This is a genomic window from Devosia sp., assembly GCF_965229025.1.
Classification (GTDB): Bacteria; Pseudomonadota; Alphaproteobacteria; order Rhizobiales; family Devosiaceae; genus Devosia_A.
The window spans coordinates 2746934-2759832 of sequence record NZ_OZ245853.1 but is presented as its reverse complement, the minus strand read 5'-3'; the positions used below and the strand labels follow the sequence as shown (position 1 = coordinate 2759832).

The window sequence follows — 12899 nt, the reverse complement described above, 5'->3', positions numbered from 1 at the left end:
AGATGGCGGACGCTGCCCACACAGTGACATTCGGGGCGTCCGCCGACTTTCTGGCCCTTGAGTTCAAGGGCGTGGAATACGACGAACCCGAGCCATATCGCTGGGTCCGGGTGCAAGTGTTGTTCCGGTTCGGGGCATTCAAGGGAAGCTTCCCGGCCAGTTTTCTAACTGGCGAGGTGCGCGATATGCACGCCGCAGTAAGGACGCTCCATTCTACCTTGCGCGGTGTTGTTGAGTTCAGCACATTGGAGCATCAGGTGCAATTTACCCTCGAGATGGCCACCACAGGCAAGCTCAAGTTTATGGGCCAGTTGACTGACAATGCAGCTGCGGCCAACCGGCTGAAGTTCGAGACGGAACTGGACCAAACATACCTTGTCCCTGTCCTCGCGGCGCTTGACCGCGTGGTTTTGGACCGCCTCTGATGCATCTTCTCGCCGCCCAGGCCGGCGCCCTGCAGCAGGAGGGCGAGGCCATCGATCTCGGCCAGACCCCCGCGCCGATCATCTTTGCCTCCGCCGCCGACAGCGAACTGATGATGCTCGCCGCCGCCGCCGACCGCGCCGGCACCGACGAGTTGCGCCTCGCCAATCTTCTGCGACTTAGCAACAACCTTTCCGTCGATCTCTGGCTTGAAAACACCGCCCAGCACGCCAGATTGGTCGTCGTCCGCCTCCTCGGCGGCGCCGCCTACTGGCAATACGGCGTCGACGAACTCACCGCCCTCGCGCTCTCTGGCAAGATCCAGCTCGCCCTCCTCCCCGGCGACGCCACCCCCGACCCCATCCTCCAGCAACGCTCCACCATCGACTCCGAAGCCTGGACCCGGCTCCACAGCCTCTTCACCGCCGGCGGCCCCGAGAACGCGGACACGCTGCTCGCCGCCTTCCGTGCGCTGGCCGCCCCCTCATCCGGCGCTACGCGCCACCTTCTCCCCGACGGGGAGAAGAATGGCGCCCCAATCGAGCCACAGCGTATTCCTCTCCCCGTCGGGGAGAGGGTGGATCGGCCGAAGGCCGAGACGGGTGAGGGGCTCTCCCTCGATCTCTCCCCCAAACCCTTCCCCCGCTTCGGCTTCTGGCACTCAAGCACCGGCATGGCCCCATCCCTGCCGCCCTCGCCCCACCCCAATGTCCCGATCCTCTTTTACCGCGCCGCCCTCGAAGGCGCCGGCACGGCGACGCTCGAAGCCCTGATCGCCGAGCTCGAGCGCCAGTCGCTCAACCCCATCCCCATCGTCGTTTCGACGCTGAAGGAAGGCGCCTGCATCCGCTTCGTCCAGGCCGCTTTCGCCGAGTACCGCCCGAGCGTCATCCTCAACCTCACCGGCTTCGCCCTCGGGCTGGATGGCCTCGATCCCAAGCTCAACCCCTTCGCCGGCACCGATGCGCCGGTGATCCAGCTGATCCAGGGTGGCCGCCCCGAGGCGCAATGGGCCGCCGACAGCCAGGGCCTCACCGCCAAGGACCTCGCCATGCAGGTGGTCCTCCCCGAACTCGATGGCCGCATCGGGATGCTGCTCATCGGCCACAAGCAGGACGCCGTCTGGCACCAGCGCACCCAGTGCCCGCTCTCCGCCTACGCCCCGGATCACGACGGCATCCGGCGCGCGGTAACCCTCGCAAAAAACTGGACCGCTCTCCGCCACACCGCTCCCGCCGACCGCCGCGTCGCCATCGTCCTCGCCAACTACCCCATCCGCGACGGCCGCCTCGCCAACGGCGTCGGCTACGACGCCCCACAATCAACGGTGGAGATTGTGAAGGCGCTGGAAGGGGCGGGGTACACTCTCGTCCCCTCACCCGGCGCTTCGCGCCACCCTCTCCCTCAAGGGGAGAGGCAAGGCAGTGTTCCGATTCTTCCCTCTCCCCTTGAGGGAGAGGGTGCCTCGCGCAGCGAGGCGGGTGAGGGGCAGTATCCCCCCGACGGCAACGCCCTCATCGCCCTCCTCCATTCCGGCCCCACCAATGCCCATCCCGAGCGCGGCATCGGCATCCTGTTCCCTGTCCCCCGCTACCGCGAACTCTTCGCGCAACTCCCCGAAAAGCTCCGCTCCGAAGTCACCGCCCGCTGGGGCAATCCTGAGGCGGATCCGTTCTGTCGGGATCCTCACCCGCAAAGCGGGGGAGGGGGACCGCCGGAGGCGGTGGAGGGGGCGCAACCCGCCTTCCACCTCCCGGCCGTCCGCTTCGGCAATCTCGCCATCCTCCTGCAGCCCGCTCGCGGCTATCATCTCGATGAAAGCGCCAGCTATCACGACCCCGATCTCGTGCCGCCGCATGGCTACCTCGCGGCTTATCTCTGGCTGCGCCGCGAGTTCGCCGCCCACGCCGTCATCCACAACGGCAAGCACGGCAATCTGGAGTGGCTCCCGGGCAAGGCCACCGCGCTCGATATAACGAGTTATCCTGCTGCCCTCTGGGCGGAGCTGCCGCAGCTCTATCCCTTCATCGTCAACGATCCCGGCGAGGGCACCCAAGCCAAGCGCCGCACCGGCGCGGTGATCGTCGATCACCTCGTGCCGCCGCTGACCCGAGCCGAAACCTATGGTCCGCTCAAGGACCTCGAGGCCCTCCTCGACGAATACTACGCCGCCTCCGGCATGGATCGCCGCCGCCTCGCCGGTCTCCGACAGCGCATCCTCGATTTCACCCGTGACACGCGCCTCGACCGCGATATCGGCCTCGGCGCGGACGACACCGAAAACCTCCGCCGCATCGACACCTTCCTCTGCGATCTGAAGGAAGCCCAGATCCGCGATGGCCTTCATATCTTCGGCCAATCCCCCACCGGCCGCCTCGAACGCGACCTCGCCATCGCGCTGGCCCGCGTCCCCCGCGGCGAGGGCCCCGGCGAAGCCTCCCTCATCCGCGCCCTCGCCGACGACCTGAAACTGGGGGTTGATCCCCTGACGGCCGGCCTCGGCGCCCCCTGGACCGGCCCGCCCCTTCCACCTCCTGCGTCGATTCCCAGCGGCGGGGATCACGGCGCGATCGTGCCCCCCGCTGATCCTCACCCGCAAAGCGGGGGAGGGGGACCGCCGCAGGTGGTGGAGGGGGCGGCACAGCGCACCCTCGGAGACGTCGTCGAATACCTCGAATCCCTCGCCGCCGATCTCCTCGATGGCACCGCAGCCTCGCCCGGCCCCGCAACCGCCGCCGTCCTCGAAACGATAGAACACGTTATCCGCCCCCGCCTCGCCGCCTCCGGCCCCAGCGAAATAGCGGCGCTTCTTGCCGGTCTCGATGGCCGCTTCATTGCCCCCGGCCCCTCTGGCGCCCCCTCTCGTGGCCGGCTCGATGTTCTCCCCACTGGCCGCAATTTCTACTCGGTCGATATCCGCGCCGTCCCCACACCCACCGCCTGGGAACTGGGCCAGAAATCGGCCGAAAATCTGCTGCTCCGGCACTTTCAGGATCACGGCACCCCGTTGCGCTCGCTTGCCCTGTCGGTCTGGGGCACCGCGAACATGCGCACCGGCGGCGACGACATCGCTCAGGCTCTCGCCTTCATCGGCGCAAAGCCAATCTGGGATCCATCCTCCCTCCGCCTCTCCGGCTACGAGATCATCCCGCTAGCGAAACTCGGCCGCCCGCGAGTCGATGTCACGCTTCGCATCTCCGGCTTCTTCCGCGACGCCTTCCCGGCCCAGATCGATCTTTTCGACAAAGCCATCCGCGCCATCGGCGCGCTCGATGAGCCCGAAGACCAAAACCCCATCGCCGCCCGCATGCGCACCGATGCGCTCGCCCTGATGAAATCCGGCGCCGATGAGCGCACTGCCGCCCTCGGCGCCGGCCACCGCATCTTCGGCTCAAAGCCCGGCGCCTATGGCGCGGGCCTCCAGGGGCTGATCGATTCCGGCTCATGGCAGACCAAGGGCGATCTTGCCGAAGCGTTCCTCAACTGGGGGCAATATGCCTATGGCGCCTACAGCGCCGGCATCCCCGCGCGCGAGCGCTTCGCGGCCCGCCTCTCCGATATCGAGGCGGTGGTCCACAACCAGGATAACCGCGAGCACGATCTGCTCGATTCCGACGACTACTACCAGTTCGAAGGCGGCCTTGCCGCCACCGCCGAAACCCTCACCGGCCACTCCCCCGCCGCCTATCACAACGACCACTCCCGCCCCGAACGGCCCCTCACCCGCACGCTGGAAGAAGAGCTGTCCCGCGTCATGCGCTCCCGCGTCGTCAATCCCAAATGGATCGACGGGGTCAAGCGCCACGGCTACAAGGGCGCCTTCGAAATCATCGCCACGGTCGACTACATGTTCGCCTTCGCCGCCACCACCGGCGCGGTCAAAACCCACCACTTCGACCTCGCCTTCGAGGCTTTCGTGGAAGACGAAGCGACGCGCGAATTCATCCAGCACAACAATCGCTTCGGCTACGACGAACTGATCGCCAAATTCAACGAAGCCCGCACCCGCGGCTTCTGGACCCCGCGCTCCAACTCGGCGTTCGAGTGGCTGGATAGGCCAGCCGAATGATCCTCGAACGCGATGTCATCCCTGCGAAAGCACGGCCCCAATTCTCAGCTTGCGCCAGCCGCGCCATTGGTCCCTGCTTTCGCAGGGATGACAGCGGTGCTGGTTGCACGATTTCCCGGAGCATCAAATGACCGAACGCACCCCGAAAAAGACCGACCTGATGACCGAGGCGGAGCGCGACGCCTATCACGCCGAAAAGATGAAAAAGAAGAAGGAGGCGCGGAACAAGATCCTCGCCACCAAGACCGAGGAGCGCGGTCTGCTCATCGTCCATACCGGCAAGGGCAAGGGCAAGTCCACCGCCGCCTTCGGCATGGTGTTCCGCGCCATCGGTCACGGCTTCAAGGTGGGCGTCGTGCAGTTCGTCAAAGGCGCCTGGGGCACCGGCGAGCGAGACGTGCTCGAAAAGTTCGCCGATCAGGTGACCATCAAGGCCATGGGCGAAGGCTTCACCTGGGATACCCAGGATCGCCAGCGCGATCTCGCCGCCGCGCGCGGCGCCTGGGAGATGGCCAAGGCGATGATCGCCGACCCGAGCTACAAGATGGTGCTGCTCGACGAGCTCAACATCGTCCTCCGCTACGACTACCTGCCGCTCGATGAAGTGCTCGATGTGCTGCGCAACAAGCCGCGCGACACCCACGTCATCGTCACCGGCCGCAATGCCAAGGACGAACTGATCGAAATCGCCGACCTCGTCACCGAAATGACCGAGATCAAGCACCCCTTCCGCGCCGGCGTAAAAGCCCAGGCAGGGATCGAGTTCTGATCCGAAGTTGATCTCCCCCTCACCTCTCCCTCTGGGGGAGAGGTCGGCCCAGAGGGCCGGGTGAGGGGGCCTTGCGGCTCGTTCTTAGCAGCCCACGTCAGCCCCCTTCAACGTCCGCACCAGCCGCTCGACCACCGGGTCCATAGCCGCCATATCCACAGTTGAATACTCCAGCCGGAACGCCGCATAGCTGCCATTGCAGAGCGCAATCATCCGCTCATAGAGCACCCGCTTGCCCTGCATTCCTGAAAAGCTGGCCCAACTCGGCGTCGTCGCCTCATAGGTGATGGCCCAGCCATCCGATGTCGCATAGCCGATCGCCGCCTTTGCCTCGCTCTCGAAATCGGCCTCGACGATGTTGCCGCCCCACACGGCCAGCCGCGTCGCGCCGCTGCGGAAGCTTCGCCCATCGCCATTGTCGGCCTCGGGCCCCCATTCGAACCCCGGCGGCACCTCGATCTCATAGCCAAACCGCGCATTGCCATAGCCCTCCCAATCCGCTGCCAGAGCCGGGGTAGCGACAGGGGAGACAAGGAGCGTGAGGATCAGAAAAAGGAGTGCGCGCATGACGGGAGGATGGCCGATTTGGCTCCCCCACTGCAACCGCCGCATTACACCACGACGATGCCCGAATGCTTGGCCTTTTCCTCGGGCTCGACATGGATGGTGATCTGCGCGTTCTCCACCGCCTCGCGGAGCTTGGCCTCGATCACGTCGCAGATCGCATGCGCCGCCTCAACGCTCATTGCGCCGGGCACCACGAGGTGAAATTCGACAAAGATCATCTTCCCCGCCTGCCGGGTTCGGATGTCGTGCGCCTCGATCGCGCCATCGGCATTGGCCGAGATAATGTCGCGGATCTTGCCGAGCACTTTGGGCTCCACTGCCACGTCCATCAGCCCGATGACGCTCTGCTTGATCAGTTCCCAGCCCGACCAGAGGATCGTCAGTCCCACCAGCGCTGCGAGCACCGCATCGAGCTGGTGGATACCCGTCGCCGCCGCCAGCAGCACCCCAACCAGCACGCCGACGGTCGAAACCACATCGGTCGTCAGGTGTCGCCCGTCAGCCACCAGCGCCGGCGAGTGGTTCTTCCGCCCCATCCGCAGCAGCCAATAGGCCCAGCCGGCATTAAGCGCGGTGGCCAACACGCTCACCCCCAGCCCCAGCGGATCGAGCTTGAACTCGCGCGGTGCGATAAAGCCAAAATATGCCTCGCGGAAGATCAGCAGCGCAGCGACCGCGATGAAAATGCCAATCACCACAGCCGAGAAATACTCGGCCTTGTGATAGCCATAGGGAAGGCTCGCATCCGCCGGCTTGGCCGAGAGCCGCACCGCCACCAGCGCCACCAACGCGGTCACCACATTGACCACGCTTTCAAGCGCATCCGAATAGAGCGCGATCGAGCCCGTCGCCCAGGCCGCGAAAGCCTTGAGCGCCAGCACGACAATTCCCACGGCAAGGCTGCCATAGGCGACGCGCACCACAATGTCGGATGATCCCTTTGCCATCCTTGGCCAATAGACTGCCCGGCCGGAGCTGGCAAGCCACTGTATTTGCGAGTGATTTTGAGAAGCGTTCCGATCTGGACAGTCTCGGCCCCGGAATCGTTTGACCCCTCCGGGGCGCCTCACTACAACCCCTTGATAGCGCAGCGTTCCTCAAGGGACTGAGAGTCACGTCCGGTGCGGTCGACCCAAATCGGGGACCAAACCCGGTGCTCGCGGATAAGTCTTTGCGAACTCTGCCTCTTTGAGGCAGGCACCCGAAACCTCCTGTTGGTTCCGGGCTCATGCCTGCCCCGAAAACGAGAGAGGCGAGAATGGAAAAATCCCTGAAATTGCCGTCCGGCACCGCGGTCATGCTCTGTGGCCACGGCAGCCGCAACCAGCTCGCCGTCGGCGAATTTGCCGTATTGGCCGATCGGCTGCGCGCGCGCCTCCCCGGCGTGCCAGTCGAATATGGCTATCTCGAATTCGCCAATCCGGTCATTCACCAAGGCCTCGACAAGCTGCGCGAGGCGGGCGCCACCCGCATCCTCGCCGTTCCGGGCATGCTGTTTGCCGCCGGACACGCCAAGAACGATATCCCCTCAGTCCTCAACACCTATGCAGCCGGCCACCCCGGCCTCACCGTGAATTATGGCCGCGAGCTCGGTGTTGATTTGAAGATGCTGCGCGCCGCCGGCGACCGCATCCAGGAAGCGATCGCCGCCGCGCCCACCGAAGTACCGCGTACCGAAACGCTGTTGCTCACCGTCGGCCGCGGCGCTTCCGATCCCGATGCGAACTCCAACGTCGCCAAGGTCATGCGCATGCTCTGGGAGGGCATGGGCTTTGGTTGGGGAGAGGTCGCCTATTCCGGCGTCACCTTCCCGCTCGTCGCCCCCGCGCTCGATCACGCCGCCCGGCTCGGCTACCGCCGCATCATCGTCTTCCCGTATTTCCTCTTCACCGGCGTCCTCGTCAAACGCATCTACGACGCCGTTGCCGAAGCGCGCCTCAAATACCCGCATATCGAATTCCTCGATGCGCCCTACCTCAACGACCACCCGCTGGTCGTCGAAACCTTCGTCGATCGCATCCAGGAAATGCTGGTCGGCCAGAACCTGATGAACTGCGCCATGTGCAAGTATCGCGAGCAGGTGCTGGGCTTCGAGGCCGAAGTGGGCCTCAAGCAGGAGAGCCACCACCACCATGTCGAAGGCATCGGCGGCGGGCTCGAAAACTGCCCCTGCAAGGGCGATTGCGACAGCTCCTGCCGCGACGAGGCCTTCTGCAAAAAGCACAACCTCCCCTGGACCCCGCTCCACACCCACGGCCAAAATGACCATGACCAAGATCATCATCATGATCACGCCCACCCGCACCCGCATTCCCACACGCACGAGCACGCCCCGCCGCGCCACGCGTTGCTCAACCCGGCCACCCCGCTGATCCGCCTCGGCCCCAGCCCCGATCACGGCCATGATCTGGCGCACGAGCATCCGCAAGATCACGCGCACCCGCACGATCATGCCGATCACCACCATCACCCCTATCCGCATGCCGATCACCCCCTCGGCCCCAAAACCCTGCCCAAGGTCCCCGGTCGGCTGGCGCGGGAGGAACAGGAGCGGTGACGGCCTATCTGCGTGATCCCGACCTGATCTACGCCCAGAGCTTCGCCACCATCCGGGCCGAGGCTGATCTGAGTCCTATCCCGGTCGAGCTGCACGACGCCGCCATCCGCATGATCCACGCCTGCGGCATGGTCGATCTCGCCGCCGATATCGTCGGCGATCCAGCCGTTGTCGCTGCCACGCGCACCGCGCTTCTCGCGGGCGCTCCGGTGCTATGCGATTGCGAAATGGTCCGCGCCGGCATCATCGCCCGCCACCTGCCGGCCACCACCGAGCTGGTCCTCACCCTCAAAGCCCCCAATATTGCCGAGCTGTCGAGGCTCCTCGCCACCACCCGCTCCGCCGCCGCCGTCGAGCTCTGGCGCCCGCGTCTTGCCGGCGCTGTCGTCGTCATCGGCAACGCCCCGACCGCGCTGTTTCACCTTCTCGATCTCATCGCCGACAAGGGCCCACGCCCCTCAGCCATCATTGCGGCCCCGGTGGGCTTTGTTGGCGCCGCCGAAAGCAAAGCCTTGCTCGCTGCCAATCAGCTTTCTATTCCATTCCTCACGGTGCGCGGTCGCCGGGGTGGCTCGGCCATCACCAGCGCCGCTTTCAACGCCATTTCGAGGGACCTTGCGTCATGACGGCTTGGCTTCACATCATCGGCGTCGGCGAGCGCGGCCCGAGCGAACTCCCCGCCTCGCTGAAACTGCTCCTCACCTACGCCGATACGGTCCTAGGCCCGGCCCGCTTTCTTGCCGATCTCGAGCCGGTCAATCGCGCCGGCGCCAGCGGCGATCTGTTCAACCCCGAGCTGGTCAGCAAGCGGAGCTTTGAGGCCGTCGCCCGCGCCCTCTCCGGTGAGGGCCCCGATCTCTCCCCCGGCGCCAGCTATGCCGACGGCCGCACCCTGATCGAATGGCAGTCCCCGCTCGATTCCATGATCGAGCAGGTGATGAAGCTCCGCGATTCGCCCACCGTCATCCTCGCCTCGGGCGATCCGATGTGGTTCGGCATCGGCGCCACGCTGACGCGCTACCTCGTCGCCAGTGAGTTCGTCATCCATTCCCATCCCTCGGCCTTCCAGCTCGCCGCAGCGCGGCTTCACTGGCCGCTGCAATCGGTGGCGACGCTGTCCTTGCACGGAAGGCCGGTGGAAGCCCTCCATCCGCATCTGGTGCCGGGTAACCGCATCCTCGCGCTCACCTCTGATCACACCACTGTCGATCTCGCCATCGAGCTCCTCGCCGATCGCGGCTATGGCCGCAGCCACGTAACGACGCTCGAAAACCTCGGCTCATCGATCGAAAAGATCACGACGGACGAGGCCGATGCATTCGACTCGCGCGAAGTCGAGGATTTCTATGTCCTCGCCATCGAGTGCGTGCCCGATTTCACCGCGCCGCTCCTGCCGCCCTTGCCCGGCCTCCCCGATGAGGCCTTCGTCAACGATGGCCAGTTGACCAAACGCGAAGTCCGCGCCGCCACCCTCGCCAAGCTGGCGCCATTCCCGGGCGCGCTGCTCTGGGACGTTGGCGCCGGCAGCGGCTCCATCGCCATCGAATGGATGCGCGCCGCGCGCGACGCCAAGGCCGTCGCCTACGAAAAGGAAGGCGAGCGGCTGCAGATGATCGCCGTCAACGCCGCCGCCCTTGGCGTTCCCAGCCTCGAAATCGTCAGTGGCGAGGCCCCCGGATCGCTGCAGCGTACCAACCTGCCCGATGCGGTGTTCATGGGCGGCGATCTCGCCAATCACGATCTCTTCGATGCCTGCTGGAACGCGCTGAAGCCCGGCGGCCGCTTCGTTGCCAATGCCGTCACCATCGAAGGCGAACAGGCGCTGTTCCTGCGTCACGCCCAGCTCGGCGGCGAACTTGCGCGCATCGATGTCTCGGTGCTCGATCGCATCGGCGGCCATCGCGTCTTCCGCCCGCGCATGAGCGTCACCCAATGGTCGGTGACCAAGGCGCTCCACGGCCTGGTGGTCAATCCATGACTGGCACACTCTATCTCGTCGGCGTCGGTCCGGGCGATCCGGAACTGCTGACGCTGAAGGCGGCACGGCTTCTGGGCACCGTGCCCGTGATTGCCTACCCGCTCACCGGCGAGGGCTCGGCTCTGGCGCGCGACATCGCCGCCCCGCACCTCAACCCGGCCGCCATCCACATCCCGGCCGCCCTCCCTATGTCCGTCGAGCGCGGCCCCGCGCAAGCCGCCTATGACGCAGCGGCTGCCGCCATCCTCGATCACCTCCGCGCCGGTCGCGATGTCGCATGGCTCTGCGAGGGCGATCCGCTGTTTTACGGCTCCGCCATGTATCTGGTCAGTCGCGTCGCCACCGAGGCGACGGTTGCCGTCATCCCCGGCATCACCTCGCTCACCGCCGCTGCCGCCGCCATCGGCCGCCCCCTCGCGGCGCGCAACGAAACCCTCAAAGTCCTGCCCGCGCCTTTACCCGACGATGTGCTGCGCCACGAACTGGCGCTTGCCCCAGCCGTCGCCATCATCAAGGTTGGCCGCCACTTCGACCGCATCCGTGCACTGCTTGCTGAAACAGGCCATGCCGCCGGTGCCGTTGTCGTCGAGCACGCCACCACCACCCGCCAGCGCATCACCCCGCTCGCTGATTTTGCGCATGCCGAGCGCCCGTATTTTTCGACGATCCTCTGCTATCGCGGCGATGAAGCCTGGGGCGCCGTCGCATGACCCCCCCCGCCATCATCGTCTTCGCCGACTCCGGCCGCGACACCGCCGAGCGCATCGCTGCAGCGACCGGCGGTAACATCCGCATCTGCGGGCAGGGCGGCGAAGACGCGCTCAAACTGCTGCCGAAGCTCTTTACCGAAGGCACGCCGATCATCGGCATCTGCGCCGCCGGCATCCTTATCCGCCTCCTCTCCCCGAGCCTAGAAGACAAGCTCAGGGAGCCACCGGTGCTCGCCGTCTCGCAGGATGGCTTCTCGGTCGTGCCGCTTTTGGGCGGCCATCGCGGCGCCAACAAGCTGGCTCGCCAACTCGCCGAAACCCTCGGCGGCATGGCGGCAGTCACCACCGCGTCCGACAGCAAGTTCCTCCACAGCCTCGACGAGCCGCCCGATGGCTGGGTGCTCGGCACCCAGGCCGAAGCCAAGCCCGCCATGATGGCGCTGCTGCTCGGCGCCAAGATCCAGCTCGATGGCTATGCCCCCTGGCTTGAAGCCGCAGGCTACCCGCTCTCCTCGATGGGTGCGGTCAAGGTGCTGATCACCGAGCAGATGCTGAAGGTCGACCGCGGAATCGTCTATCACCCGCGCACCCTCGTCGCCGGTGTCGGCTGCGAGCGCGGCGCCGCGGCCGAAGAGGTCATCAATCTCATCACCTTTGCCCTCAACAGCCAGAACCTCTCGCCCCGCAGCCTCGCCTGCATCGCCAGCCTCGATCTCAAGGGCGACGAACCTGCGCTGCTTGAGGCCGCGAAGCATTTCGGCGTGCCGCTCCGTCTGTTCACCGCCGCGCAACTGAGTCAGGAGCGCTACCGCCTGACCCAGCCCTCCGCCATCGTCGAAGCCGCCGTCGGCACGCCCAGCGTGTCCGAGGCCGCGGCGCTCAAGGCCGGGCCGCTTGTGGTCAACAAGCTCAAGTCGCAGCGCGCCACCTGCGCCATCGGTCGCGCGCTCCGCCCCATCGACGTCGAAAGCTTCGGCCACCGCCCCGGACTCCTCCACCTCGTCGGCATCGGTCCGGGCGAGCCCATCTCGCGCACCGCCTCAGCCGTCGCCGCGCTCGAAGCGAGCAGCGACTGGGTCGGCTATGGCCTCTATCTCGATCTCATCGGCGATCTCCGCCGCTCCCAGGAGGAGCACCGCTTCCCCCTCGGCGAAGAGGAAATCCGCGTCCGCCACGCGCTCGAACTCGCGGCTGAAGGCAGGGTCGTCTCGCTCGTCTGTTCAGGCGATGCGCAGATCTACGCTATGGCCTCGCTCGCCTACGAACTGCTCGACGCCACCGGCGACCGCGCCGTCTCCGAAATCGCCCGCCGCGTCGCCATCGAGACCCACCCCGGCATCTCCGCCTTCCAGGCCGCCTCCGCCGCCGCGGGTGCCCTGATCGGCCATGATTTCTGCTGCATCTCGCTCTCGGACCTGTTGACCCCGCACGACGATATCCTCCGCCGCCTCGAAGGCGCCGCAGCCGCCGATTTCGTCACCGCGCTCTACAACCCGCGCTCGCTCCGCCGCACCGATCTGATTGAGGACACCAAGCGTATCTTCCTCGCTCATCGCCCCCCGACCACCCCGGTGATCATCGGCTCCAATCTCGGCCGCCCTGAGCAGTCCGTCCGTATCGTCGAACTCTCGGCGTTCAACCCCGAAGAAATCGACATGCTCACCATCGTCATCATCGGCTCCTCAACCTCCAAAGCCTTCCCCCGCGCCTCCGGCCAGGTCGCCTACACGCCCCGCGGCTATGCAAAGAAGGCGGCTGCCGATGTGGGCTAGCACATTCGATCGTCCCCTCACCCGCCCTTCGGGCACCCTCTCCCTCAAGGGGGG

At 66.1% G+C, this 12899-nt stretch carries 10 protein-coding genes; 8 read left to right on the top strand and 2 right to left on the bottom strand.

From position 1 onward, the window contains the following. Window positions 1-2: 2 nt before the first annotated feature. The 3 genes from ACO06J_RS13455 (at window position 3) to cobO (ending at window position 5261) form a co-directional block, all read left to right on the top strand. Window positions 3-425, top strand: coding sequence for a WapI family immunity protein (locus tag ACO06J_RS13455; RefSeq protein WP_421761233.1), 423 nt, complete (start codon window positions 3-5; stop codon window positions 423-425). Beyond that, window positions 425-4492, top strand: coding sequence for a cobaltochelatase subunit CobN (locus tag ACO06J_RS13450; protein ID WP_421761232.1), 4068 nt, complete (start codon window positions 425-427; stop codon window positions 4490-4492). Before ACO06J_RS13455 ends, ACO06J_RS13450 begins: the two co-directional genes overlap by 1 nt. A 127-nt stretch (window positions 4493-4619) precedes the next feature. Continuing rightward, window positions 4620-5261, top strand: a complete 642-nt coding sequence (gene cobO, locus ACO06J_RS13445) for a cob(I)yrinic acid a,c-diamide adenosyltransferase (RefSeq protein ID WP_421761231.1) — start codon at window positions 4620-4622, stop codon at window positions 5259-5261. Window positions 5262-5345: 84 nt separating this feature from the next. Here cobO and ACO06J_RS13440 read toward each other — a convergent pair whose 3' ends face one another. Continuing rightward, window positions 5346-5828 carry a hypothetical protein gene (locus tag ACO06J_RS13440; protein ID WP_421761230.1) on the bottom strand — a complete coding sequence of 161 codons (483 nt, stop codon included), beginning with the start codon at window positions 5826-5828 and terminating at the stop codon, window positions 5346-5348. A 44-nt stretch (window positions 5829-5872) separates the two neighbouring features. Continuing rightward, window positions 5873-6775, bottom strand: a complete 903-nt coding sequence (locus ACO06J_RS13435; protein WP_421761229.1) for a cation diffusion facilitator family transporter — start codon at window positions 6773-6775, stop codon at window positions 5873-5875. 311 nt (window positions 6776-7086) lie between these two features. On the opposite strand from ACO06J_RS13435, the gene ACO06J_RS13430 reads away from it, so the two are divergent. The 5 genes from ACO06J_RS13430 to ACO06J_RS13410 are packed head-to-tail and all read left to right on the top strand — an operon-like array spanning window position 7087 to window position 12845. Further along, on the top strand, window positions 7087-8385 hold the full coding sequence (locus ACO06J_RS13430) for a sirohydrochlorin chelatase (RefSeq protein WP_421761228.1): 1299 nt from the start codon (window positions 7087-7089) through the stop codon (window positions 8383-8385). After that, window positions 8382-9011, top strand: a complete 630-nt coding sequence (locus tag ACO06J_RS13425; protein ID WP_421761227.1) for a precorrin-8X methylmutase — start codon at window positions 8382-8384, stop codon at window positions 9009-9011. The genes ACO06J_RS13430 and ACO06J_RS13425 overlap by 4 nt, the downstream gene beginning before the upstream one ends. Continuing rightward, window positions 9008-10363 (top strand): precorrin-6y C5,15-methyltransferase (decarboxylating) subunit CbiE, encoded by a 1356-nt coding sequence (gene cbiE, locus ACO06J_RS13420; protein ID WP_421761226.1) that lies wholly within the window; start codon window positions 9008-9010, stop codon window positions 10361-10363. The genes ACO06J_RS13425 and cbiE overlap by 4 nt, the downstream gene beginning before the upstream one ends. Further along, window positions 10360-11073: a precorrin-2 C(20)-methyltransferase gene (gene cobI, locus ACO06J_RS13415; protein WP_421761225.1), complete on the top strand. Its 714-nt coding sequence runs from the start codon at window positions 10360-10362 to the stop codon at window positions 11071-11073. The genes cbiE and cobI overlap by 4 nt, the downstream gene beginning before the upstream one ends. Further along, window positions 11070-12845 carry a cobalamin biosynthesis protein gene (locus ACO06J_RS13410; RefSeq protein ID WP_421761224.1) on the top strand — a complete coding sequence of 592 codons (1776 nt, stop codon included), beginning with the start codon at window positions 11070-11072 and terminating at the stop codon, window positions 12843-12845. Before cobI ends, ACO06J_RS13410 begins: the two co-directional genes overlap by 4 nt. Window positions 12846-12899 lie beyond the last annotated feature (54 nt).

Coding starts and splice junctions, on each gene's coding strand:
- ACO06J_RS13455 (WP_421761233.1), top strand. CDS start 3: ATGGCGGACGCTGCCCACACAGTGACATTCGGGGCGTCCGCCGACTTT.
- ACO06J_RS13450 (WP_421761232.1), top strand. CDS start 425: ATGCATCTTCTCGCCGCCCAGGCCGGCGCCCTGCAGCAGGAGGGCGAG.
- cobO (WP_421761231.1), top strand. CDS start 4,620: ATGACCGAACGCACCCCGAAAAAGACCGACCTGATGACCGAGGCGGAG.
- ACO06J_RS13440 (WP_421761230.1), bottom strand. CDS start 5,828: ATGCGCGCACTCCTTTTTCTGATCCTCACGCTCCTTGTCTCCCCTGTC.
- ACO06J_RS13435 (WP_421761229.1), bottom strand. CDS start 6,775: ATGGCAAAGGGATCATCCGACATTGTGGTGCGCGTCGCCTATGGCAGC.
- ACO06J_RS13430 (WP_421761228.1), top strand. CDS start 7,087: ATGGAAAAATCCCTGAAATTGCCGTCCGGCACCGCGGTCATGCTCTGT.
- cbiE (WP_421761226.1), top strand. CDS start 9,008: ATGACGGCTTGGCTTCACATCATCGGCGTCGGCGAGCGCGGCCCGAGC.
- cobI (WP_421761225.1), top strand. CDS start 10,360: ATGACTGGCACACTCTATCTCGTCGGCGTCGGTCCGGGCGATCCGGAA.
- ACO06J_RS13410 (WP_421761224.1), top strand. CDS start 11,070: ATGACCCCCCCCGCCATCATCGTCTTCGCCGACTCCGGCCGCGACACC.